This is a genomic window from Rhizobium sp. USDA 3886, assembly GCF_056279785.1.
In genome coordinates, this window is the sequence record NZ_JBWCDC010000001.1 from 3,804,889 (window position 1) to 3,829,457 (window position 24,569).

Below are 24,569 nucleotides of genomic sequence, written 5' to 3' on the forward strand. Positions count from 1 at the left end.
CACCTTCTCCCTGCGGGGGAGAAGAGGGAGAATAAAATGCTACTGATCTACTGCCCATACTGTCAGGAAGAACGTTCCGAGCTCGAATTCCGCGGCGCAGGCGATGCGCATATTGCGAGGCCGCAGAACATCGCTTCGATTTCCGACGAGGAATTTGAAGAGTATTTCTTCCTGCGCGACAATCCGAAGGGTCTGATCTTCGAACGCTGGCGGCATATCCATGGCTGCGGCCGCTTCTTCAATGCGGCGCGCGATACAGTCAGCGACAAATTCATCATGACCTATAAGGCAGGCGAGCCGAAGCCTGAAATAGGCGCTGCCAGTGTTCCGCACGCCCCCGTCGAAACCTATGAAGCGACGGAAGGAGAGGCGAAATGAGCGGCGCGAACCGAATTGCAGGCAAGGGACGCCTGACGCCGGCGAGGACCGCCCGCTTCACCTTCGACGGCAAGAGCTATACCGCGCTCGAAGGCGATACGGTCGCCTCGGCGCTTATTGCGAACGGTGTGCATCTCGTCGGCCGCTCCTTCAAGTATCACCGCCCGCGCGGCATCCTTTCAGCCGGCGCGGAAGAGCCGAATGCGCTGATCGACGTTTCCCGAGACTCGGCTCGCAAGCAGCCGAACGTGCGCGCGACGGTCCAGGAAGTCTTCGACGGAATGATCGTCAATTCGCAGAACCGCTTCCCGTCTCTCGCTTTCGACGTCGGCGGCGTCAACGATCTGCTTTCGCCGTTCTTCGCGGCGGGCTTCTACTACAAGACCTTCATGTGGCCGAAGGCCGCCTGGAAGCACGTCTATGAGCCAATCATCCGACGTGCTGCCGGTCTCGGCGTGGCGCCGACGGAAAGCGATCCGGATCATTACGCAAGCCGCTACGCGCATTGCGATGTGCTGGTGGCAGGTGCGGGCGTTGCCGGGCTTTCGGCCGCCCTTGCCGCGGCTGAAGCAGGTGCCAGCGTCATTATATGCGACGAGCAGGCGGAATGCGGCGGCGCGTTGCGTTTCGACAGTGGCATGAAGATCGACGGCATCGAGGGTTACGCCTGGGCGCAGCAGGCGACCGCCAAGTTGAAGGCGATGAACAACGTGCAGGTTCTGACCCGCACGACAGCCTTCGGCTACTACAACCACAATTTCATCGGTCTTGCCGAACGCGTGACCGACCATATCGCCAAGCCCGACCGCGGCCTGCCGCGCGAGCGCCTCTGGCAGGTCCGCGCCAAGCGGGTGATCCTCGCCGGCGGTGCGATCGAGCGGCATATGGTATTCCCGAACAACGACCGTCCGGGCATCATGCTGGCGTCCGCCGCGCGCATGTACCTGAACCATTACGGCGTCGCCGTTGGTGCAAAGGTTGGCGTCTACACGGCGCATGACTCGGCCTATGAAGCCGCCTTCGATCTGAAGCGGGCAGGCGTGGCAATCGCTGCGATCGTCGATTGCCGCCAGACGCCGGGGGCTGCAGTTCTTGCCGAAGCGCGTTCGCTCGGCGTCGAGGTGCTGACTGGACAATCGGTTATCAATACTTCGGGCAAGCTTCGCGTCTCATCGATGACCGTTGCGCGTAACGGCGGCGGTTCGCCGCGCAAGATCGTCATCGACGGATTGCTGGTTTCGGCCGGCTGGACGCCGTCGGTGCATCTCTTCTCTCAGTCGCGCGGCAAGGTGAAGTTCGAGCCGGAAAGCCAGCGGTTCCTGCCCGGCACCTATGCGCAGGACTGCCTGTCGGTCGGCGCTTGCAACGGCACGGACGGCCTGCAGCAGACGATCGAAGAGTCGCTGGCAGCCGGTGAGCTGATGGCGCAGGCCGTCGGAAAATCCGGCAGCGGCAAGATCAGTATTTCGGGCGAACAGGCCTATGACTGGACAGGTGGCATGATCGGCGCTGCCGAAGGCGCCGGACCGGAAGCGAGCGCCAAGGCCTTTATCGACTTCCAGCACGATGTCTGCGCCAAGGACATCCGTCTTGCGGTGCGCGAAGGCATGCACTCGATCGAGCACATCAAGCGCTTCACGACGAACGGCATGGCTTCCGACCAAGGCAAGCTCTCTAACATGCACGGTCTGGCGATCGCCGCCGAAATGCTCGGCAAGGAAATCCCCCAAGTGGGCCTCACGACCTTCCGTGCGCCCTATACACCGGTCACCTATGGCGCGCTCGTCGGCCATTCGCGCGGCGAACTCTTCGACCCAACGCGCAAGACGCCGATGCATCAGTGGGAAGAAGATCACGGCGCTGTCTTCGAAGATGTCGGCAACTGGAAACGTGCCTGGTTCTATCCGCGTGCCGGCGAGACGATGCATCAGGCGGTTGCCCGCGAGTGCAAGACGGCGCGCGAGGCTGCGGGCGTCTTCGATGCCTCGACGCTCGGCAAGATCGAGGTCGTCGGCCCGGATGCGGCGGAATTCATGAACCTCATGTACACCAATGCCTGGGATACGCTGAAACCGGGCAAGTGCCGCTACGGCATCATGACGCGCGAAGACGGCTTTATTTACGACGACGGCGTCGTCGGACGCCTGAGCGAGGGTCGCTTCCACGTCACGACGACGACCGGAGGCGCGCCGCGTGTGCTTCATCACATGGAAGACTATCTGCAGACGGAATTCCCGCATCTGAAGGTGTGGCTGACTTCCGTGACGGAACAGTGGGCGGTGATTGCCGTGCAGGGGCCGAAGGCGCGCGAGATCGTCGCACCGCTCGTCGAAGGACTCGATATTTCCAACGAGGCCTTCCCGCATATGAGCGTTGCCGAGTGCAAGGTCTGCGGCGTGCCTGCGCGCCTCTTCCGTGTGTCGTTTACCGGCGAAGTCGGCTTCGAAATCAACGTTCCTGCCGACTTTGGTCAATCGGTGCTGGAAGCTGTCTGGGCGAATGCCGAGCCGCTCGGCGCGTGCGTCTACGGTACCGAGACGATGCACGTTCTTCGCGCCGAGAAGGGCTATATCATCGTTGGCCAGGATACGGACGGCACGGTTACGCCGGACGATGCTGCTCTTTCTTGGGCTGTTTCGAAGAAGAAAGCGGATTTCGTCGGCATTCGCGGGCTGAAGCGTCCCGATCTCGTCAGGGAAGGGCGAAAGCAACTCGTCGGCCTTGTCACGAAGGATCCGAAGGTCGTGTTGGAAGAAGGCGCACAGATCGTCGCCAACCCGAACGAGCCGAAGCCGATGACGATGCTCGGTCATGTGACCTCGTCCTACTGGTCGGAAAACCTCGGCAAGTCGATCGCCTTCGCGCTGGTCGCGGGCGGCCGGGCGCGCATGGGCGAGACTCTTTATGTACCGATGCCGGACAAGACGATTGCCGTCGAGGTGACGGACATGGTGTTCTTTGACAAGGAAGGAGGCCGGATCAATGGTTGATGTGGCAATTCGTAAATCCGCCCTTTCCGGTCGCCACGGCGGTTCTGCCGCCGTGCGGCTGACGCCTGCACCGGCGGCGAGCCGGTTGGCGCTCCGGGCGCCGGCAGAATCCCTCAAGGCTCTTTCTTCGGCCCTTGGCGTGACGATCCCGGATACGCCGAAGACATCAGGCCACAAGGACGGACGCTCGGCTCTGTGGCTCGGTCCGGACGAATGGCTGGTGATCGATGAAAGCGGCGCGGACCTGATGGCCGCCTTTTCCGGCGCGGACGTGCTGCATTCGGCGACGGATGTATCCCATCGCAATGTCGGCATCATCGTTTCCGGTCCGGGCGCCGAAGTGACGCTTTCGGCCGGCTGCCCGCAGGACCTTTCGATCGGCGCATTTCCGGTCGGCACCTGCTCGCGCACTCTGTTCGGCAAGGCCGAAGTCGTGCTCTTCCGCACCGAGGATCATACGTTCCGGATCGAATGCTGGCGGTCGTTTTCCGACTATGTCTTCGGCCTGCTCGCCGAGGCGGCGGGAGATGCTGGCCATTGACGGGCTGGCGGCGAAATTGCTGAAAGCGGCTAAGGACGCAAAGCCGTTCTCAGCAATTCGATGGCCTTTGAAACGGAAGGGCCTTTGATCGGCGGCGGAACCGCTCGTTCGCAAAAATTCCCGCGATACGAAGAGCGTCAACTCCGCGCCATCAGTGGTCTTGCCGGGTTCGGTAAAGCCCTCAAGCACCCGATATCTCGCATCCTCCCAGAAGCGTGTTTCCACCCAATCATAAATGGGAATTATGTGGAAATGGATCGGATAGCCCGGGGGTGTGTCCGTATCGGCCGATATAGACGCGCCGCGCTTGCAGGACCTGTTGCAGAGCGTCCTGAGCCTTTGCCAGCAGCGGGCCCAGTTCGGTAAGCGCGCTGTCGGTCAATTCGGAAAGTTCACTTGCAGGCGTCTTCGAACCGACCATGAGATAGCCCGGCAACGCTGAATTCATCCTGTGGTTTACAAGCCATCTCCCGGTTTCGAGGACATGGAACTGTGCTGGGATTTCCAAAGAGCCTGCTCCTTAGGTTTCCCCCGGCCGGTCCTTCGGGTCGAACTGGATGATGGTGATCCAGTTGGCGGTAAGCGCTGGCTTCCTCTCGTTCTCGATCTCGATGGACACCTCATAGGTGGTCATCAGCATGCTGGCGCCGCGGAAGCGTGCGTCCGCGAGGACGAAATGGCCGCGGATGCGGGTGCCAGATTTGACCGGAGCCATGAAGCGCACCTTGTCGAACCCGTAATTGATGCCCATCGTCTGCTCGCGAACTTTTGGCAGCGCATTGTAATTCATGGCGGAAAGCAGCGAGAGTGTCAGGAAGCCATGTGCGATCGTGCCGCCGAATGTGCTCTCGGCTGCGGCGCGGACCGGATCGGTATGGATGAACTGATGGTCGTTGGTGGCGTGCGCAAAAGCGTCGATCATCGGCTGATCGACAAGAATCCAATCCGAAAGGCCTGTTTTCGTGCCAATGAGCCCGCGGACTTCCGCGAGCGAAATTTCTTTGACCATAAATTCCCCGTGAAGAAGCCGCCTGCTCAATTGCTTACAGTGGATTTGTGACAATTACGACAACGATTCACATCCGTTGCGGCTTGAATCAATTCCCAACGCAAAAGATGACCGACCGCGGCGGAACGGTCACTGTTCCGCCAAGCTTCCGGGAGTTCCCGGATGCACTCAATAGCCGCCACACGGCAGTGTTCGGGGCTGAGAGAAGGAAGTCGTGTGCCCTGTCCGATCGGTTGAAAAGCACGGCCAGACGCACCTGTCTGCGGCTATCGCCATCGCGTGTTGTGAGTAGCATGCCAAGCGTGGAAAGATTCGCCGTCTCCCACTCGCCGATGGTCATCGGGTGGCCGGAGGGCGATATCCATTCGACATCGCCATCGCCGTCGAAGAAACCGCTTTCCGAGAAGACGGAGAAGCGCTTTCGCAATGCGACGACGAAGGCGGTATGAGCGATCAGTTCCTCATCCAGCCCCTTCCAATCGACCCAGGTTATCTCGTTGTCCTGGCAATAGGCGTTGTTGTTACCGCGCTGGGTTCGCCCGCCTTCATCACCCGCAGTCAGCATAATGCTGCCGCGGCTGGCAAAGAGCGTCGAGATCAGCGCCTTCAGATCGTCGCGGCGTTTCTTGATGATATCCGGATAGCGTGTCTCGCCTTCGATGCCGTTGTTCCACGAATGGTTCTCGCTGTGCCCGTCGCGGTTTTCCTCGCCGTTCGCCTCGTTGTGCTTGTGACTATAGGAAACGAGGTCCTTCAGCGTGAAACCGTCATGGGCGGCGAGGAAGTTGACGCTGCGCGTCGCTGTCCCGCCGTTCCGCGAGAAGATGTCGGAGGAACCCGCCAGTGCTGTTGCGAGCGGCCCTGTCTTCCAGTCGTCGCCGCGCCAATAGCAGCGGATATCGTCGCGAGCGCGGTCATTCCATTCGAGGAAGGGAACCGGGAAATTGCCGAGTTGGTAACCGCCAGGACCGATATCCCAGGGCTCGGCGATCATTATGCGGTCGGAGAGCACGTCATCGTCAAGGATCGCGGAAAGGCTGCCCCCATGGGCTTCGAAGCCGTTTGCCGTGCGGCCGAGCACAGGCGCCAGATCGAAGCGGAAACCATCGACGCCGGCCCCGAGGACAAAATGGCGGAGGCTGTCGATGATGAGCTGGCGGATATAGGGGTGATCGCAGGCAACCGTATTGCCCGTCCCGGTGTCGTTGACGAGCTCACCGGGGCGCTCGGGCTGATGGCGGAAGAAGGAGAGATTGTCGAGGCCGCGCAACGAAAGTGTTGTGCCATATCGATCGCTTTCGCCAGTGTGATTGAAGACGAGATCGAGGATAACGCCGATGCCTTCGGCGCGAAGCTTCGCGACCGTATCGCGCAGTTCCGCCATGCCACCCGGCACGAGGCGGGGATCGAGCGCCATGAAGGCAACGGGATTGTAGCCCCAACCGTTTGCGAGCTCGAGCGGAGGCAGGTGGCGCTCGTCGATCCAAGCGGTGATCGGCATCAGCTCGACCGCATCGACGCCGATACGCTTGAGATGAGCGATTACCGAGGGATGGGCAAGTGCAGCGACGGTGCCGCGCTGCGTCTCGGGAATATCCGGATGGAGGATGGTGAACGGCTTGACTGCAATCTCATAGATAAAACCGCCTGGCTCGAAGAGCGGCTTCTCCAGCGTCACTTTCGTATCGCGGGCCACCATAGCCTTCGGCATCAGGTTCTGGGTGTCTTCACCAAAGACGCCGAGGCGCGGATCATGACGGAAGGGCCGGTCGAGCTGCTTGGCGTACGGGTCGACCAGAAGCTTGGACGGGTCGAACCAGAGGCCGTTTTCCGGCGCATAGATGCCGTCGGCTCGAAAGCCGTAACGGGTGCCTTCCTTCAGATCGTCGACAAAGAGCCGGTGCACATGGCCGTCTTCGCGCGCCATCGGCAGGCGCGCGAATTCCTTGTTGCCGGTTTCATCGAAGAGGCAGAGCTGGATCTCCGCGGCGTGCTGAGACCAGACGGCAAATTCGACGCCAGTTTCGAAGAGGATCGCGCCTCCTTTAGCCCTGTTGTCCGCCCGCATGAGCCTCCGATCAGGTGATCACAGAAGGTGCATCACGGCCCGTGCGCTCGCGGATATCCGCAATGCTTTCCGCAGCGGCGATCAGGTCGGCCAGCGCCTCCTGCGTCTCGATGTTGTGCCGGGTCGAATCCGGCTCGTAACGCTCGAGGTATACGCGCAGCGTCGCGCCGGACGTACCGGTGCCGGAGAGGCGGAACACCACGCGCGAGCCGCCCGTGAAAAGAATGCGAATGCCCTGATGCTCGCTGACCGACTTATCGACCGGATCGTGATAGGCGAAGTCGTCCGCCTTCTCGACGGTCAAGGCGCCGAAAGTCTTGCCCGGCAAGGTCGAAAGTTGGCTGCGCAAGTTATCGATCAGCACGTTGGCGGCATCGGTATCGACGCCCTCATAGTCATGGCGGGAATAGTAGTTGCGGCCATAGGTCTGCCAATGTTGGGTGACGACGTCTTGAACGCTTTCGCCGCGGACAGCGAGGATGTTCAGCCAGAGGAGCACGGCCCAGAGACCATCCTTTTCGCGGACGTGGTTGGATCCGGTGCCGGCGCTTTCTTCACCGCAGATCGTCGCCATGCCGGCATCGAGCAGATTGCCGAAGAATTTCCAGCCGGTCGGCGTTTCGTACATGCCGATGCCGCGTTTTTCCGCGACGCGGTCGGCGGCGCCGCTGGTCGGCATGGAGCGTGCGATGCCTGCCAGGCCGCCGGAATATCCGGGCGCGAGATTGGCGTTCGCTGCTAGAATCGCCAGGCTGTCCGATGGGGTGACGAAGATGCCGCGGCCGACGATGAGGTTGCGGTCGCCGTCGCCGTCCGAAGCTGCGCCGAAATCGGGCGCGTCGTCGCCCATCATCTCGTCATAGAGTTCCTTGCAGTGGACAGGGTTCGGATCCGGATGATGCCCGCCGAAGTCCGGCAGTGGCATGAAATTGCGCACCGATCCGAGCGGCGCGCCGAGTCGGTTTTCGAAGATTTCCTTGGCATACGGGCCGGTAACGGCGCTCATCGCATCGAAGGCGATGCGGAAACCGAGGCTGATCAGATTGCGGATCGCGCCGAAATCGAAGAGCTCCTCCATCAGCGCGGTGTAATCCTCGACCGAATCGATGACCGAAAGCATCATGCCGCCGGGCAGTTCTTCCTTGCCGATGCGATCGAGGTTCACGTCCGGTAAATCAGCGATCTTGAAGCTGTCGATCACCTTGGTGCGGGCATAGATTGCGTCCGTAATCTTTTCCGGCGCCGGCCCGCCGTTATTGACGTTGTATTTGATACCGAAATCCTCGGTCGGGCCGCCGGGATTGTGGCTGGCAGAAAGGATAATGCCGCCGAAAGCCTTGTATTTACGGATGATGTGCGAGGCCGCCGGGGTCGAAAGGATGCCGCCCTTGCCAACCATGACTTTTCCAAAGCCATTGGCGGCGGCCATTTTGATCGCCTTCTGGATGACTTCGCGATTGTAGTAGCGTCCGTCGCCGCCAATGACGAGGCACTTGCCCTGATAGCCTTCCAGTGAATCGAAAATCGATTGGATGAAGTTCTCAGCATAGTTCGGCTGCTGGAAGACCGGGACCTTTTTCCTGAGACCCGACGTGCCGGGTTTCTGGTCCTGATAGGGCGTTGTGGATACAGATTTGTTCATTTCTGTCACTTGCCTTTCGGGGCGAGGCTTGAATAGAGGGCAGCGTAGCGCTCGGCGCTCTTCTCCCACGAGACATCCGATTTCATGCCTTGCTTTTGCAATTGGGTCCAGACTTTTTGGTCTGCGAAGAGATGTAGTGCACGCCGGATTGCCTGCAACATACCCTCTGCGGTGACGGGAGAAAACTGTATCCCCGTTGCGACTTTCGCTGCAAGCGCGGCGTGATTGGCGTCGATCACGGTATCGTTGAGACCACCGGTGCGTGCCACGATCGGCACGCAGCCGTAACGCAAGCCGTAAAGCTGGGTGAGACCGCACGGTTCGAAACGCGAGGGAATGATGATAGCGTCGCAACCGGCCTGCATCAGGTGTGACATCGGCTCGTTATATCCGATCGAGACGCCGATGCGGCCAGGATGACGGGCGGCGGCGGCAAGCAGCGAGCCTTCAAGCGCTGGATCGCCGGAACCGAGAATGGCAAGCTTGCCACCAAGGGCGACGATTGCGTCGGCGGTCGCGGCGATCACGTCCATCCCCTTTTGCCAGGTAAGGCGGCTGATGATGCTGAAGATCGGCGCACCGTCGTCATGCAGGCGGAAGAACTCGGCGATCGATTTGCGGTTCTCTTCGCGATTTCTCAGCGTCGTGATGCCGTAATGGGTATGGACGACCGGATCAGTCGCCGGGTTCCAAACTTCAGCGTCGATGCCGTTGACGATACCGTGCAGCACCTCGCGGCGGCTGGCGATGGCGCCTTCCAGCCCCATGCCGAACTCGTTCGTCAGGATTTCTTCGGCATAGGTGGGGCTGACGGTCGTGATCGCGTGCGCAGTCTGCAGGCCGCCTTTCAGGAAGCCGATATGGCCGTAGTATTCGATGCTTTCAGTCGAGAACGCATGCGGCGGCAGGCGCAGGCCCGGGAAAATATCAGCGCCGAACTGGCCCTGGAAGGCCATGTTGTGGATCGTCAGAACGCTTGGCAGCTCTGGCGTCGGATAGTAGCGCATATAGACCGGCGTCATCGCAGCCTGCCAATCATGGGCATGCACGAGGTCCGGGCGCCAGTCCGGCATCAGGCCCGCGGCGATTTCGGCAGCTGCCAGCGACAGCGCCGCGAAGCGCCGCCAGTTGTCGGCATAGTCCTTGCCCGTCTGGTCGAGATATGGACCGCCCGCACGATCGTAATATGCGGGGGCGTCAAGCACGAGGATATCGAGGCCTTCATACTCCACTTCCAGCACCGTCGCGGGCGCTCCCAGCAGATCATCGAACTGCAGGCGGACGACAGGATCGCGAATGACCTTCATGACTGCCGGGTAGCCGGGCATGAGGGTCTTCGTCTCGATGCCGAACCGCTTGAGTGCGATTGGCAGGGCGCCGGCCACGTCGGCAAGGCCCCCTGTTTTGATCAAAGGGAAGACTTCGGACGAAACCGAAAGAACTTTCATATGTCTAAAGATCCAACTTATCGATCATCGGTTGCGTAATCAGGCAAATACCGCTTTCCGTGCGCCGGAACCGCTTAGCATCGAGTTCCGGATCCTCGCCGACGACAAGGCCCTCCGGAATGACGACGCCATGATCAATCACGACGTTTTTCAATTGCGCGCGCCGGCCGACCTTTACGCTCGGCAGGACGACGGCTCCCTCCAATTTGGAATAGGAGTTAGCGCGAACACCTGTGAAAAGAAGGCTTTTATGAAGCGTGGCGCCGGAGATGATGCAATCGCCGGCAACGACCGAGGAGGTTGCCGAGCCTCGGCGGTCCTCGTCGTCATGGACGAACTTTGCCGGCGGCGAGATTTCCGCATAGGTCCAGATCGGCCAGGATTTGTCGTAAATATCAAGCTCCGGAACGATCGCCGTCAGGTCGATATTCGCCTGCCAGTAGGCTTCGATGGTCCCGACGTCGCGCCAATAGGGCTCATGCTCGAAATCCGAACGGACGCAGGACTGGCCGAAGCGATGGGCGACCGCATTACCGTTCTTGACGATATAGGGGATGATATCCTTGCCGAAATCCTTGCTGGAATTCGGATCGGCGGCGTCGCGGCGAAGCGCGTCGATCAGGAACTTCGTGTGGAAGACGTAGATGCCCATAGACGCCAGCGCGAAATCGGGTTTGTCCGGAATGCCTGGCGGATTGGCGGGCTTTTCGACGAAATCGATGATCCGGTCGGTCTTGTCCACATGCATAACGCCGAAGCCGACGGCTTCCATGCGCGGCACTTCGAGGCAGCCGATGGTGACATCCGCGCCCGAATCGACGTGCTGCTGCAGCATCCATTCGTAATCCATCTTGTAGACGTGATCGCCCGCAAGAATGACCATGTACTCGACGCCGTAATCCTCGATGATGTCGATGTTCTGATAGACGGCATCAGCAGTGCCTTCGTACCATTGCGTTTCCGAGACGCGCTGGCTGGCAGGCAGGATGTCGAAGCTTTCGTTTCGCTCGGGACGGAAGAAGTTCCAGCCACGCTGCATATGGCGGATCAGAGAGTGCGCCTTATATTGCGTCGCGACGCCGATGCGGCGGATGCCGGAATTCAGTGCGTTCGACAGCGCGAAGTCGATGATGCGTGATTTGCCACCGAAATAGACCGCCGGCTTGGCGCGCCGGTCGGTGAGTTCCTTGAGGCGGCTCCCCCTGCCGCCGGCCAGAACGTAAGCCATTGCGTCGCGGGCAAGTGGCTGAATGCGCTTTTCTACCATTGTCTACTCCTCCCACCAGTCTTCAAGTCTCAGGTTCAAGCATGATCGTCGCCAGCGGCGGCAGGGCGATCGACGCGGCAATGCTGCCGCCGGCGTTGACGGCCTGCACGCGCCCGCCATTACCCTTGCCGCTGCCGCCGTAGATATCGGCATCGGTGTTCAGGATCTCCCGCCAGCGGCCTTCGAACGGTAGGCGGATGGAATAGTTCTCGCGGTAAGCCGGCGTGAAATTGGTGATGACGGCGATCGGCTTCTGGTCCGGCGCCTTGCGCAGCCATGCAAAGACGGAGTTTTCGTGATCGTCGGCGATCAGCCATTCGAAACCGTCGCCCTCGCAATCGCGGGCGTGCAGCGCCGGCTTGGAGCGGTAAGTGAGGTTGAGGTCGCGGACGAGACGGCGCATGCCCTCGTGCATGCGGTATTGCAGCAGGTTCCAGTCGAGCGAGGTTGCCTCGCTCCATTCGCTCCATTGCGCAAACTCCTGGCCCATGAAGAGCAGTTTCTTGCCGGGGTAGCCCCACATGAAGCCATAGTAGGCGCGCAGGTTTGCGAATTTCTGCCAGTCGTCGCCGGGCATCTTTGCAATCAGCGAGCCTTTGCCATGCACCACTTCGTCATGGGAGAGCGGCAGAACAAAGTTTTCCGAATAGGCGTAGAGCAGGCCGAAGGTCAGTTCGTTGTGGTGATGTCTGCGATATATCGGATCACGTTTCATGTAGCTCAGCGTGTCGTGCATGAAGCCCATGTTCCACTTGAAGCCGAAGCCAAGACCGCCTTCATGCACCGGCTGCGAAACCTTCGGCCAAGAGGTCGACTCCTCGGCAATGGTCACGACGCTGGGGTGCTCGGCATAGATGCGGGTATTCATGTCTTGAAGGAAGCGGACGGCCTCCAGGTTTTCGTTGCCGCCATATTCGTTCGGGATCCATTCTCCGTGTTTGCGCGAATAATCGAGATAGAGCATCGAGGCGACGGCATCGACGCGCAGGCCGTCGAGATGGAATTTCTCTGCCCAATAGAGTGCATTGTTGACGAGATACGACTGAACCTCGGTACGGCCGAAATTGTAGATGGCTGTATTCCAATCCGGGTGGAAACCCTTGCGCGGGTCCTCATGCTCGTAAAGTGCGGTGCCGTCGAACCAGCCCAGGCCGTGTTCGTCGGTGGGGAAGTGCGCGGGCACCCAGTCGAGAATGACGCCGATGCCGACCTTGTGGCAGCCATTGACGAAGCGGGCAAAACCCTCCGGTTCGCCGAAGCGGGCGCTCGGTGCGTAAAGCCCGGTGGTCTGGTAGCCCCATGACGGATCGTAGGGATGTTCGGTGATCGGCAGGAATTCGATATGGGTGAAGCCCATGTCGACGCAGTAGGGGATGAGGCTGTTTGCGAGTTCATCCCAGGAGAGGAACGAACCATCCTGGCGGCGTTGCCATGAACCGGCATGGACCTCATAAATCGAGATCGGCTGGCGGCGCTTGTCGGTTTCGCTCCAGTGCTTGAGGTGGTCTTCGTCCTGCCATTCCGGCAGAAGCTCGGGCGCCACGACGGAAGCGGTTTTCGGGCGCAATTCGCTGCGCCGCGCAAATGGATCGGCCTTCAGGGGCAGGAGGATTCCGTCATGGCCCCGAATCTCGAATTTATAAGGCACGCCCGTGGGAACATCCGGCGCAAAGATTTCCCATATGCCGGCGCTGGCGCGGAAGCGCATCACATGACGGCGGCCGTCCCAATTGTTGAAATCGCCGACGACGGAGACGCGCTGGGCGTTCGGTGCCCAGACGGCAAAATGGATTCCCTGCGCGCCCTCATGCTTGATCCAGTGCGCACCCATCTTGTCGAAGAGGCGAAGATGCGAGCCTTCACGCGCGTAGTAATCGTCCATCGGACCAAGCACGGGCCCGAAGCTGTATGGGTCGGTGACGGCCCATTCCGCATCGCCGCGCCGGGCGCGGTAGCGCACGGGCTGCCGTTTCGTCAGCGCTGCTTGCCCTGCGAAAAAGCCATCCGGATGGAGCTGCTTCAGTTCACCAACAACGCTGCCGTCGAGCGTCAAGGCGGTGACTTCTTCGGCGCCGGGAATGAAGCACCGGGCAGCGTAGCTGTCGCCTGCATGGTGCACGCCAAGTACGGCAAATGGATTTGCATGCGAACCGGCAAGGATTGCCGCGATTTCGTCTGCCGAAATTTCCCAGGGACGCTTTACTTCAAGGGCGGCTTTCGGCGTTTTCATCCGGCTCTCCAGATTTCATCGGCATACTGCCGAATCGTGCGGTCGGAGGAGAACCAGCCCATTCGAGCGGTGTTGTTGATGGTCTTGGCATACCAGGAGGACGGCTTGTTCCAGATCTGGTCCACGTCTCTCTGCGCGGCCGCGTAGGCGTCGAAATCGGCGGCGACCATGAACCAGTCGTGCGAATAAATGCCATCGATCAGCTGGGCGTAGCGATTGCGGTCATCCGGCGAGAAGACGCCGCCGGCGATCGAAGCCAGCGCCTGCGACAGTTCGCGGGAGCTTTCGATGATGGCGCGCGGGTTGTGTCCGTCGCTGCGGGCGTCGGAGACTTCGTCCGCTCGAAGGCCGAAGATGACGATGTTGTCGGCACCGACATTGTCGCGCATTTCGACATTCGCCCCGTCCAGTGTCCCGATCGTAAGCGCCCCATTCAGACCGAATTTCATGTTGCCGGTGCCGGAGGCTTCCATGCCGGCGGTCGAAATCTGCTCAGACAGATCCGCTGCGGGCACCATGACCTCGGCAAGCGAGACATTGTAATTGGGTATGAAGACCACTTTCAGGAGGCCACGGACAGCCGGGTCGTTATTGATCGTGCGGGAGACGTCGTTGATCAGCTTGATGATGAGCTTGGCGTTGTGATAGCTCGGCGCCGCCTTGCCGGCGAATAGCTTCACGCGCGGCACCCAGTCGAGTTCGGGATGTGATCGGATCTGGTCATAGAGGGCCACCGCCTCGATAACGTTAAGCAGCTGGCGTTTGTATTCGTGGATGCGCTTGATCTGAATGTCGAACATCGCGGAAGGATCAATCTTCACGCCCATGCGGCTGGCGACAAGATTGGAAAGCGTCACCTTGTTCGCGCGCTTTACGGCGCCGAACCTTTCCTGGAAGCTCGGATCGGTGGCGAATTTTTCGAGCGGCTTCAGCTTCTCGGCGTCATCCATGAATTCGTCGCCGATCGCCTCGCGGATGAGGCCGGTAAGCCCGGGGTTGCATTGCTGCAGCCAGCGGCGCGGGGTGATGCCGTTCGTCTTGTTGTTGATGCGGTTCGGATAAAGCTTGTGCAGGTCCGCAAAGACCGTGACCTTCATAAGTTCGGTATGCAAGGCGGAGACGCCGTTGATCGAATGCGAGCCAACGAAGGCGAGGTTGCCCATGCGCACCCGGCGATCTCCGCTTTCGTCGATCAGCGAAATCGACCGGATTTCGGTGTCGGTGAAGTTCTTTTCCCTGCGGGCCTCAAGCAGGATCTTGGCGTTGATCGCGTAGATCAGCTGCATGTGCCGCGGCAGCAGCCGTTCAAAGAGCGGGATCGGCCAGGTTTCGAGAGCTTCCGGCAGAAGCGTGTGGTTGGTGTAGGAAATCGTGCGGCGGACGATGTCGAAGGCTTGCTCGAAATCCATGCCGTGGACGTCGCACAGCAGGCGCGTCAGCTCGGCCACCGAAACGGCTGGGTGGGTGTCGTTCAGCTGGATCGCGACTTTGTCGGGCAATGAGGTGAAATCGTCATATTGCTGCAGGTGGCGGCGCAGGATGTCCTGAAGCGAGGCGGAGGAGAAGAAGAATTCCTGGCGGAGACGCAGTTCCTGTCCGGCCGGCGTTGCGTCCGCCGGATAGAGCACCCGCGTCAGGCTTTCGGCCTTGTTGCTTTCGCGCAGAGCGCCGATGTGGTCGCCGGCATTGAAGGCGTCGAGCAGGATCGGGTCGATCGGCTGGGCCGACCAGAGACGCAGTGTGTTGACGCGCTTGCCGCGCCAGCCGACCACCGGAGTGTCGAAGGCAGCGGCGATGACGCGCTCTGCCGGTTTCCAGACATAGCGCGGCTCGCCCTCGGCGTCGTTGGCGACGTCGACGGTGCCGCCGTAGCCGATTTCATAGGCGCTTTCGCGGCGTTCGAACTCCCAGGGATTGCCGTGCGCCAGCCAGCTTTCGGGCAGTTCCACCTGCCAGCCGTCGGCGAGTTGCTGGCGGAAGAGGCCGTGGACGTACCGGATGCCGTAACCATAGGCCGGCACCTCGACCGTCGCCATGCTTTCCATGAAACAGGCCGCGAGGCGTCCGAGGCCGCCATTGCCGAGGGCGGCATCCGGCTCGAGGCCGGCGATCACGTTGACGTCGACGCCGAGGGAGGTCAGCGCATCGCGCACCTGCTCCATCAGGCCCATGTTCGTCACGGCATCGCGCATCAGGCGGCCGATCAGGAATTCGAGCGACAGATAGTAAACGCGCTTGTCGCCGGTCGCGTAGACCTTACGCGTAGATTCCATCCATTTGTCGATGATGCGGTCGCGAACGACGAGGATAGTCGCCGTCAGCCAGTCATGCGGCTTGGCAACCTTTGCATCCTTGCCGATGCGGTAAGTCAGGCGTTCGATGATTTCTTCGGCGAGAATTTCCGGCCGGGAACTGCGCGGAGCGGGAGAGGGGATGGTCGGCTTGGAAACGGTATTCATCGTCATATCTCGCCAATTTTGATTTATTTTCAGTGCGTTACGTCTGACGAAGCCGACTTTGCACGCACGCCGGTCACGGCAGTTTATGCATCGTTACCAAGCACTTGCAACAAGGGATTTAGCGAAAGCGAAAATTTGCGGAACCTTCACATTCGCCGGCATAAGGGACTTGATTTCAATTGGTTTTCCCGGTCTGATGCGCGAGATAAGCGCTAAACGAAAAGCCGCCCCCGTTTGTTCCGGAGCGGCTTTTTTGTTGAGAGCACGGAGTCTATTGGGTAAGGCGCACGCTCTGCTTGGCGGCGGAGGAACCGATTATCTTGAAGGCGGCGACAAGCGAGGCCATGTTCTCGGCGGCGAAATAGGTAGAAGAGCTCGTCGCGCAATAGCTAAGCAGCGCCTTGCCGCGATCAGGAGCCATGAACGCAACCGTATAGACCGTGATATTCTTGTCGCGCGCCAGGTCGCACCATTCTTTGGTTTCAGTGTCGGCCGAAGTGTAATTGTTGTTGCCGTCTGTCATGAAGACAATGTATTTGTCTGGCATTAGGCCGTTCTTATTCAAATGTGCTGTATCCTCGGCCGGGGCGATAAGCTTGTTGTAGGCGGCCTTGAAGGCAGCACTTGAATTCGTCCCGCCTGTCGCGGTTAGAGCGTTGACGTAGGTTGACACACGCGACGTTCCCCACGCCAGCTTCAAAGCTGACTGCATTTGGTCATTGTAAGAGACGCTGCCGGTGCGGACGTATTGCAGATTGGGATCGGCGGTATCCAACTGGGTCAGCAGGCTCGAAACGGCCAGCTTCAATGCCTCGATCTTGGTGTAGTAGTCCGTAACAGTTCGTTCACAGGTCTTTGGGCTCCAACTCGTGCCGCAGTTATAGCTTTCCGTCTTCGTATATGAAGACGTAGTATCTTCGGCCATCGAGCCCGAACGGTCGAGCACGAGATACATGGAGAGCGAGCTCTCTGTCACGGTATTTTCGGTGCTGCTTTCAGTCTTGGACAACGAGGCGATTTCCGTGCTCTCTCTGCCCATGAGGCGCATCAGAGCGCTGTTGTCCATGTTATAGGCGGTTTTGACCTCAACTTTGTAAGTCTTGCCGCCCGAACTGGATGTAGTTTCGGTGACAACGACAGACATTCCATCCTTTAGGGCCGCGATAGTGTCCGAATCGTCGAGGTAGTTTGACATCTGGCCAATGACAAAATTCTTGGCAAGCTCCTTGGCGCCATTGACATCGACCGTTTCGGCGACGAGCGCGGAGGCTGCGGCCAGAGCAGCCGAATCGGAGGCTTCCTGCAACTGGCGTTGCGAAAGCATCATACTGGATACATCGACTGCTACACCGGCCGCACTAATCGCCACCGGCATTAGAATCGCCGTCATCATGGCGAAATTGCCTGAGCGGTCGCGTAGGATGCGCGCAATATTGGCGCGTAGAAAAGATGTGGGGGACATCATGTCACCTGAAAGTAAGAAGGTTTATTCTGCCTTCATACTTACAGCGCGGTTGTTACCACACGTCTTAATGTAATCGTTAAAATTGCAGATAACTTGCGATTTCGGGACATGATCTACTGCGTTTGTCGGATAATCCTTCTCGCCAGGCGGATAGCTGGCGCTTTTGCGCATTAACGTCTGTGGCGGCGGTTGCTGCGTCAGTCCTGCACGCTTTCCATCGCCGTTGGTACATTCCGGCACGGAGGCCAGGAAAGCATGCGGATGCTTCGGCGAAGTCCGGTTGATTTCGGGATTCCAGCAGGCAAAAAGCTATTCCTCTTCCGATTACTTGATCGGAATAACGTCGACCGCCTGTACGGCGCGGTGGCCGCCGTAGCTTTTCAGGACGCCGATGACGGGGGCGACGTCGGAGTAGTCGCGGCCGTAGGCGACGACGATGTGGTCGGTGCCGGCGGGCATGTCGTTGGTCGGGTCGAGCTCAATCCAGCCCAGCGTTTCGCCGCACCAGACGCGGACCCAGGCATGCATGGCATCCGCCCCTTCGAGCCGTTCCTTGCCGGGCGGCGGGATGGTGCGCAGGAAGCCTGAGACATAGCCTGCCGGAATGCCGAGGCTGCGGAGTGCGAGGATCATCACATGGACGAAATCCTGGCAGACGCCGCGTTTCAGCTTGAAAGCGTCGAGGGCGGTGGAATCCACCGTCGTCGCTTCCGTGTCGTAGGTGAAATCCCTGTTGATGCGGGTGCACAAGGCGTTGGCGATCTGCAGGACGGTGAGGCCGGGCAGAGCGCAGTCCCTGGCATAGTCGGAAATCGCGCGAGTTTCCGTGAGGCGCGGGCTGCTGGCGAGGAAATGATGTGGAGAGTCCGGCTCCAGCGACCAGATGCCGGCGACTTCCTCCGGCAGGCGGTCGAGGTCCGGCGAGAAATCGGCGGCGATCGAGCGGCTATCGACCTGCACGCGGGCCTGCATGCGGATATCCAGCGTCTCGTGCGGCGACCGCAGCAGGAAGGACGTTGCCGGATGGCGGAAGAAATCGGTGAAATGCGATTGCTCATCCGGCTGCGGAGAAATGGCAATCGAGCCAGCAACCAGCCGCTGGCGATCGGGCAGAGACAGCGGCATCAGCCGCATGATGTGGCGCGCGCCGGAGGCTGGCGTCTCGTAGGTGTATTCCATGTGCAGGGTGAGGTCGTAGAGCACGGCGGTCACCCGAGATAGGTCTGGGCGAGAAGGTCGGACAGCTGCTCCAGCTCGCGTTCGAACTTCTTGTAGATCTCGCCCGTCATCGCTTCCGGCGTCATGACGGCCAGGCCGGAATGCAGACGCATGGCCTCGCGGTAGAAGGGCGACATTTGGCCGTTGACGAAGGCGTTCGGCAGTTGCTCGACCTCGCGATGGATCTCATTCATCTGGAAGAGAACCGAGCGCGGGTTCAGCGGATCGAGCGCCAGAAGGTCGGTGACGGTCAGGCGCGCGGTGTTGACGTTGTAGCGGCGGCGGTGGGTCATGACGCTGTCGCCGATTTCGAGCAGCATGTCCAGCGCGCCATCCGGAGCTTCGGGACCGGACATATGGCCAAGCAGGCGCGTCATGTGCAGTCCGCGCTCGATGTAGCGGCCGAGCGAGAGGAAGCGCCATCCGGTGAAGCGATACATGTTTTCGTGCACGAGACCTGCGAAGCCCGCGAGCTTGCGCAGCAGGATCGTCATGGCATGGCTGGCGTCGTCGCCCGCGGCAACGCTGACGTGGAAACGGTGCGCGGTCTTGGCAAGATCGTTGAGCGCCAGCCAGCCGTCGGGCGAGAATCGGTCGCGGATATTGCTGGCGGAATAGACGGCGCTGTCGATGTTGCGCAGCAGCGTTTCGGGCACGGCTTCTTCCGTGTCGATGTCGACGGCGGCGAGATATTCCGAAACATCGGCAAGCAGCGGCTGGCTCGGATCGGCGGATTCGGCATAGCGCGCATGCCAGGCACGAAGGATACGCAGCGCTCCTTCGGCGCGCTCGATATAGCGGCCGAGCCAAAAGAGATTGTCGGCCGCCCGGCTCGGCAGGCTGCCCGGCATGTTGCGCGTGAAGCTTCCTTCGGCGGGCAGCAGCGTATGGCGCTCGACCGGCTTGTCGCTGACGATCCAGACGTCCGCCGCCGCGCCGCCCGACTGCATGGCGATCGCGGCAGCGTCGGCGCCGGCACCGATGCGGGCAAAGCCGCCCGGCATGATCTGCCAGCCATTGGCGGTGCGGGCAGCAAAGACGCGAAGCGACATCGGCCGCGGCGTCAGCTTTCCGTCCACCCAGGCCGGCGTTGTCGACAGCGTCACGACTTCCTGGCCGACGAGTTTCGGACCGTCGGAATTCAGCCAGTCGGTGATCGAGTCCTTTGCGGTTGCGCGGAGCGACGAGCCGAGCACGGATTCGCCGCTGTCATCGAAGAAGGGCGCGCGCGAATAGGCGGGACCGATCACCATCTTCTCGATGTTCTTCGCGACATGCTCGCGTTCTTCCTTTTGCCCGCACCACCATGTGGCGATCGACGGCAGGTGCAGTTTTTCGCCGAGCAAGCGGCGACAGATCGTCGGCATGAAGGCGAGCAGGGCGCGCGTCTCGAGGATGCCGGTTCCGAGAGCATTGACGATCGTCACCGATTCGGCACGCAGCGCCTCGACCAGACCAGGCGTGCCGATATGCGAATTCTGGTTCAGCTCCAGCGGATCGGCGTAGGCGGAATCGAGGCGGCGCCAGAGCACGCCGATCGGCTTCAGGCCGGCCACCGTGCGAACCATGACTCGGCCGTTGACCACCGTCAGATCTTCGCCTTCGAGCAGCATGAAGCCGAGATAGCGGGCGATATAGGCGTGCTCGTAATAGGTCTCGTTTGCCGGGCCGGGGGTCAGAACGCCGATGCGGTCGTCGCCGGAGTGCTTCATCGCCTGCAGCGCGTCGCGGAAGGCGCCGAAGAAGGAGGCGAGGCGATGGACCGGAGTTTCGGCATAGATATCGGAAAAGGCGCGGGTGGTGGCAACGCGGCTTTCAAGCGCGAAGCCTGCACCTGACGGCGCTTGCGTGCGGTCGGCTAGAACCCACCAGTTACCGTCCGGTCCGCGGCCGATCTCGAAGGCACAGAAATGTAGGTAGTGGCCGGTCGCGGGCTTTATACCGGCAAGTGGGCGCTGGAATTCCGGATTGGCCGCAATCAGGGCGGGCGGCAGAAAGCCTTCCTCGACCAGTTTGTTGTCGCCATAGATGTCGGCGACGATCGCCTCGAGCATATCGGCGCGCTGCACGAGGCCGGCGGAAAGCGCCTGCCATTCGCGCTCGTCGATCAGGACCGGGATATGCGACAGTGGCCAAGACCGCTCGCCGGTGCCCTTGCTGCCATAAGCGCGGTAGAACACGCCGGCATCGCGCAGATAGCGGTCGGCACGGGCGAAACGCTCGGTTAGTTCCTCCTGCGGAATTGCCCCGAAGCCCGCAAGAAAGCGCTGCCAGACCGGACGGATTGCGCCGTCGTTGTCAACCATCTCGTCGGCAATGCCGGGCAGAGGCGCATAGCCGAAGGCCGCATCGTTGCCGCCGCGGCTTTGAACCTCGTCCCTGCGCTTCGCCACTGCCGGTTTCTTGCCCATTAAAACCTAGCTCGTCAAATGCCTGCGGGCCTGCGGAGATCCAGCGTCAGCGGGAATTCCGGCGCACCCGTCTCGGCGAGCGGAATGAAGCCGCCGGCCGTATGCCCCCACGGCTCGAATCGGGAAAGCCGCCTTGCTTCCGCTTCGTTGCCGTTTACCGGGAAGGTGTCATAGTTGCGACCGCCCGGATGGGCAACATGATAGATGCAGCCGCCGATCGAACGCTTCGACCATGTATCATAAATGTCAAATGTCAGCGGCGTGTTCACCGGCAAAACCGGATGCAGGCCCGAGGACGGCTGCCATGCCTTAAAGCGGACCCCGGCGACGGACACACCGGACGTGCCTGTCGGCATCAGCGGCACGGTTCGGCCGTTGCAGGTGACGGTATAGCGTGAGGAATTGCTGGTTTCGAGGCGAACCTGAAGTCGCTCGACCGAGCTGTCGACGTATCGAACGGTGCCGCCGATCGCGCCTTCCTCGCCCATGACGTGCCAAGGTTCGAGCGCCTGGCGGAGCTCGAGTTTCGAGCCCTCGTATTCCACTTCGCCGCAGAAGGGGAAGCGGAATTCGAGTTGCGCCTTGAACCATTCCGGACTGACATCGAAACCGTTCTCCTTGAGATCGGCGAGCACGTCCAGGAAATCGGCCCAGACGAAATGCGGCAGCATGAAGCGATCGTGCAGGGAAGTGCCCCAGCGCACGAATTTGCCATCCGCGGGATTTTTCCAGAAACGGGCAATGAGGGCGCGGACCATCAATTGCTGAGCCAGCGACATGCGGGCATTCGGGGGCATTTCGAAGCCGCGGAACTCGACGAGACCGAGACGGCCGGTCGGCCCATCCGGCGAAAAGAGCTTGTCGATGCAGATTTCGGCCCGGTGCGTATTGCCCGTCACGTCGATCAGCAGATTGCGGAACAGGCGGTCGGCCAACCAGGGAAGCGGTTGCGGGCCGCCGCCGGGTGCGGGGACATGAGCAAGCGCGATTTCCAACTCGTACAGGCTGTCGTGCCTGGCCTCGTCGATGCGCGGCGCCTGGCTGGTTGGTCCGATGAACATGCCGGAGAAGAGGTAGGAGAGCGAAGGATGCCGCTGCCAATGCAGCACAAGGCTCTTCAAGAGGTCGGGCCGGCGCAGGAACGGACTGTCGTTCGGGTTGGCGCCGCCGACGACGACATGGTTACCGCCGCCCGTGCCCGTATGACGGCCGTCGATCATGAACTTGTCGGCGCCGAGGCGGGTCATCCGCGCTTCTTCGTAGATCGCGGTGGTGATCGCGACGCAATCCTGCCAGTTCGAGGCGGGATGGATATTCACCTCGATGACACCTGGATCCGGTGCGACGCGAATGACGTTGATGCGCTCGTCCTGTGGCGGCGAATAGCCCTCGATATGGACGGCAAGGCCAAGTTCAGCCGCCGCGTTTTCGGCGGCTGCGATGAGCTCGAGGTAGTCTTCGATGCGCTCGACGGGCGGCATGAAGACGCAAAGCCGGCCGTCGCGCGGCTCGACCGATATCGCCGTGCGAACCGCGCCGCCGATTTCGCCGAGCGTCTGTTCCACGCGGCTCTGGCCGCTATCGTCGCGCTGAAAGGAGGCCTCTGGCATGGCGCGGCCGGCGGGCACCAAAACTTCGGGCAGGGGCTGGCGCGGGATCGATGGGTCGGCGATGTGGATATAGGGATATTGCGACGGCGGCACGTAAGGAAGTGTGCCAAGCGGCAGACGGTATCCGACCGGACTGTCGCCCGGCACAAGGAAGATCTTGCCGCGCCGGGTCTGCCATTTCTCGCTGATCCAGCGGTGTCCCGCGGCCTTGGCATTCCAGGCCTGTACCGGAAGAATGTAGCCTGTCGGAACCGTCAGGCCGCGTTCGAAGACGCGGGCGATGCGGCTGCGCTCTTCCGGATCCTTCAGCTTGGAATTCGACGGATCGACATTTTCGGGAAGGCTTCCTTCCTTGACGATCCATTCGGCGGGATCTTCATAGGCGGGCAGCACCATGTCAGGTGCAATCGCCAGCTCGCGCGCGATGCCGGTGAGCAGCCGCTCGGCGTCTTCGGCCTTGGCGGCGGTATCGGCGCCTTCTGCCGCGATCAAATCCGGATTCTGCCAGATCGGCATTCCGTCCTTGCGCCAATAGAGCGAGAAGGTCCAGCGCGGCAGGCTTTCGCCGGGATACCACTTGCCTTGTCCGTAATGCAGGAAGCCGCCCGGCGCGAAGCGCTGGCGCAGCCTGCGGATCAGGCTGTCCGCCTTCTCCCGTTTTGTCGGGCCTACGGCGGCGGTATTCCACTCTTCCGATTCGAAATCGTCGATCGACACAAAAGTGGGTTCCCCACCCATCGTCAGGCGCACGTCTTCCGCTTTGAGGATGCTATCCACTTTTTCGCCAAGCGCGTCGAGCTCGTTCCAGCTCTCCTCCGAGAATGGCTTGGTGATACGCGGATGTTCGGCGACACGGGCCACCTTCATGTCGAAGGCGAACTCGGTATTGGCTTCGCCGAAATAGCCGCCGGAGATCGGGGCAGCGTTGCGGTAGTGCGGGGTCGCTGCCAGCGGGATATGGCTTTCACCAGTCAGCAGCCCGGATGTGGGGTCGAGACCGACCCAGCCAGCGCCGGGCAGATAGACCTCGGCCCAGGCATGAAGGTCAGTGAAATCGACTTCCGTGCCGGAGGGGCCGTCAAGAGCCTTCAGGTCTGGCGTCAACTGGATGAGGTAGCCGGAAACGAAGCGCGCGGCGAGGCCGAGATGACGGAGAACCTGAACGAACAGCCAGCTGGTATCGCGGCAAGAGCCTTTGGCTATTTCGAGTGTTTCCTCCGGCGTCTGGACGCCAGTTTCCATGCGGATGACATAGCCGATCTGCTGCTGCAGGCGGGCGTTGAGGCCAACAATCATGTCGACGGTCGGCTGATCCGGCGAATAATCGAGCGTTTCGAGGAAAGCCTTGAGCCGCGGGCCGGGGTCCTCCGCCTTCATGTAGATCGAGAGGTCTTCCTGGATCGTCTCAGGATAGTCGAAGGGCCATTTGGTAGCTTCCTCCTCGACGAAGAAGTCGAAGGGGTTATAGACCGTCATGTCGGCGACCAGATCAACCTCGATCTTGAATTCGGTCACCGGGTCGGGAAAGACGTAGCGGGCAAGATAATTCCCGTAGGGATCCTGCTGCAAGTTCACGAAATGGTTCGACGGTGTGACCTTCAGCGAATGACTGAGCACGCGTGTCTTCGAATGCGAGGCGGGCTTGAGGCGGATGACCTGCGGCCCGAGGCGGACCGGTCTGTCGTATTTGTAATGCGTCAGATGATAGATGCTGGCTTTGATCGACATATTTTGCCTTATCCGGCGCCGCCTCACTGTGCGGCATGACCTGTTCCCGTTGTGGATAGTGTGCAATGCAGCGAGAGAAAGCAAGGCGGAAGGCTAACGCTGCAG

Annotated in this window: 14 protein-coding genes and 1 pseudogene; 3 read left to right on the plus strand and 12 right to left on the minus strand. The window is 60.8% G+C overall.

Features of this window, described 5'->3' with window-relative positions; translation table 11 throughout:
- The first annotated feature begins 36 nt into the window (after window positions 1–36).
- From ACZ9BX_RS19085 to ACZ9BX_RS19095, 3 genes are read left to right on the plus strand one after another with little or no spacing between them, the layout of a single operon-like run.
- Entirely contained in the window at window positions 37–378 is a 342-nt protein-coding gene (locus ACZ9BX_RS19085; protein ID WP_027507991.1) for a sarcosine oxidase subunit delta, read from the plus strand.
- Complete coding sequence (locus ACZ9BX_RS19090; protein WP_476219602.1) at window positions 375–3,368, plus strand: sarcosine oxidase subunit alpha; 2,994 nt, start codon at window positions 375–377, stop codon at window positions 3,366–3,368. Before ACZ9BX_RS19085 ends, ACZ9BX_RS19090 begins: the two co-directional genes overlap by 4 nt.
- Entirely contained in the window at window positions 3,361–3,909 is a 549-nt protein-coding gene (locus tag ACZ9BX_RS19095; RefSeq protein ID WP_476219603.1) for a sarcosine oxidase subunit gamma, read from the plus strand. The genes ACZ9BX_RS19090 and ACZ9BX_RS19095 overlap by 8 nt, the downstream gene beginning before the upstream one ends.
- Before the next feature lie 29 nt (window positions 3,910–3,938).
- Here ACZ9BX_RS19095 and ACZ9BX_RS19100 read toward each other — a convergent pair.
- From ACZ9BX_RS19100 to ACZ9BX_RS19155, 12 genes and pseudogenes are all read right to left on the minus strand, one after another.
- Window positions 3,939–4,417: pseudogene (locus ACZ9BX_RS19100) on the minus strand (HIT family protein).
- A 12-nt stretch (window positions 4,418–4,429) separates the two neighbouring features.
- Entirely contained in the window at window positions 4,430–4,918 is a 489-nt protein-coding gene (locus tag ACZ9BX_RS19105; RefSeq protein WP_476219604.1) for a MaoC family dehydratase, read from the minus strand.
- Between the two features lie 88 nt (window positions 4,919–5,006).
- Window positions 5,007–6,986 carry a glycogen debranching protein GlgX gene (glgX, locus tag ACZ9BX_RS19110; protein ID WP_476219605.1) on the minus strand — a complete coding sequence of 660 codons (1,980 nt, stop codon included), beginning with the start codon at window positions 6,984–6,986 and terminating at the stop codon, window positions 5,007–5,009.
- 10 nt (window positions 6,987–6,996) lie between these two features.
- Entirely contained in the window at window positions 6,997–8,628 is a 1,632-nt protein-coding gene (locus ACZ9BX_RS19115; protein ID WP_476219607.1) for an alpha-D-glucose phosphate-specific phosphoglucomutase, read from the minus strand.
- Window positions 8,629–8,633: 5 nt separating this feature from the next.
- Window positions 8,634–10,076, minus strand: a complete 1,443-nt coding sequence (glgA, locus tag ACZ9BX_RS19120; RefSeq protein WP_027507998.1) for a glycogen synthase GlgA — start codon at window positions 10,074–10,076, stop codon at window positions 8,634–8,636.
- A 4-nt stretch (window positions 10,077–10,080) separates the two neighbouring features.
- A complete protein-coding gene (gene glgC, locus ACZ9BX_RS19125) occupies window positions 10,081–11,343 on the minus strand; it encodes a glucose-1-phosphate adenylyltransferase (RefSeq protein WP_027507999.1) in 1,263 nt (420 codons plus the stop codon).
- A gap of 22 nt (window positions 11,344–11,365) precedes the next feature.
- Window positions 11,366–13,573, minus strand: a complete 2,208-nt coding sequence (gene glgB / locus ACZ9BX_RS19130) for a 1,4-alpha-glucan branching protein GlgB (RefSeq protein ID WP_476219609.1) — start codon at window positions 13,571–13,573, stop codon at window positions 11,366–11,368.
- Window positions 13,570–16,032, minus strand: coding sequence for a glycogen/starch/alpha-glucan phosphorylase (locus ACZ9BX_RS19135; RefSeq protein WP_476219611.1), 2,463 nt, complete (start codon window positions 16,030–16,032; stop codon window positions 13,570–13,572). The genes glgB and ACZ9BX_RS19135 overlap by 4 nt, the downstream gene beginning before the upstream one ends.
- Window positions 16,033–16,303: 271 nt before the next feature.
- Complete coding sequence (locus tag ACZ9BX_RS19140; protein WP_476219612.1) at window positions 16,304–17,425, minus strand: VWA domain-containing protein; 1,122 nt, start codon at window positions 17,423–17,425, stop codon at window positions 16,304–16,306.
- A 396-nt stretch (window positions 17,426–17,821) separates the two neighbouring features.
- Window positions 17,822–18,709 carry a transglutaminase family protein gene (locus ACZ9BX_RS19145; RefSeq protein ID WP_476219613.1) on the minus strand — a complete coding sequence of 296 codons (888 nt, stop codon included), beginning with the start codon at window positions 18,707–18,709 and terminating at the stop codon, window positions 17,822–17,824.
- Window positions 18,706–21,126: a circularly permuted type 2 ATP-grasp protein gene (locus ACZ9BX_RS19150; RefSeq protein ID WP_476219615.1), complete on the minus strand. Its 2,421-nt coding sequence runs from the start codon at window positions 21,124–21,126 to the stop codon at window positions 18,706–18,708. Before ACZ9BX_RS19150 ends, ACZ9BX_RS19145 begins: the two co-directional genes overlap by 4 nt.
- A gap of 14 nt (window positions 21,127–21,140) precedes the next feature.
- Window positions 21,141–24,464, minus strand: coding sequence for a transglutaminase family protein (locus tag ACZ9BX_RS19155; RefSeq protein ID WP_476219617.1), 3,324 nt, complete (start codon window positions 24,462–24,464; stop codon window positions 21,141–21,143).
- Window positions 24,465–24,569: the final 105 nt, after the last annotated feature.

What these genes read in the sequence shown, in the direction of transcription:
- glgB (WP_476219609.1), bottom strand. Translation starts at nt 13,573, where the DNA reads ATGAAAACGCCGAAAGCCGCCCTTGAAGTAAAGCGTCCCTGGGAAATT.
- ACZ9BX_RS19135 (WP_476219611.1), bottom strand. Translation starts at nt 16,032, where the DNA reads ATGAATACCGTTTCCAAGCCGACCATCCCCTCTCCCGCTCCGCGCAGT.
- glgA (WP_027507998.1), bottom strand. Translation starts at nt 10,076, where the DNA reads ATGAAAGTTCTTTCGGTTTCGTCCGAAGTCTTCCCTTTGATCAAAACA.
- glgX (WP_476219605.1), bottom strand. Translation starts at nt 6,986, where the DNA reads ATGCGGGCGGACAACAGGGCTAAAGGAGGCGCGATCCTCTTCGAAACT.
- ACZ9BX_RS19095 (WP_476219603.1), top strand. Translation starts at nt 3,361, where the DNA reads ATGGTTGATGTGGCAATTCGTAAATCCGCCCTTTCCGGTCGCCACGGC.
- glgC (WP_027507999.1), bottom strand. Translation starts at nt 11,343, where the DNA reads ATGGTAGAAAAGCGCATTCAGCCACTTGCCCGCGACGCAATGGCTTAC.
- ACZ9BX_RS19155 (WP_476219617.1), bottom strand. Translation starts at nt 24,464, where the DNA reads ATGTCGATCAAAGCCAGCATCTATCATCTGACGCATTACAAATACGAC.
- ACZ9BX_RS19115 (WP_476219607.1), bottom strand. Translation starts at nt 8,628, where the DNA reads ATGAACAAATCTGTATCCACAACGCCCTATCAGGACCAGAAACCCGGC.
- ACZ9BX_RS19085 (WP_027507991.1), top strand. Translation starts at nt 37, where the DNA reads ATGCTACTGATCTACTGCCCATACTGTCAGGAAGAACGTTCCGAGCTC.
- ACZ9BX_RS19105 (WP_476219604.1), bottom strand. Translation starts at nt 4,918, where the DNA reads ATGGTCAAAGAAATTTCGCTCGCGGAAGTCCGCGGGCTCATTGGCACG.
- ACZ9BX_RS19150 (WP_476219615.1), bottom strand. Translation starts at nt 21,126, where the DNA reads ATGGGCAAGAAACCGGCAGTGGCGAAGCGCAGGGACGAGGTTCAAAGC.
- ACZ9BX_RS19090 (WP_476219602.1), top strand. Translation starts at nt 375, where the DNA reads ATGAGCGGCGCGAACCGAATTGCAGGCAAGGGACGCCTGACGCCGGCG.
- ACZ9BX_RS19140 (WP_476219612.1), bottom strand. Translation starts at nt 17,425, where the DNA reads ATGATGACGGCGATTCTAATGCCGGTGGCGATTAGTGCGGCCGGTGTA.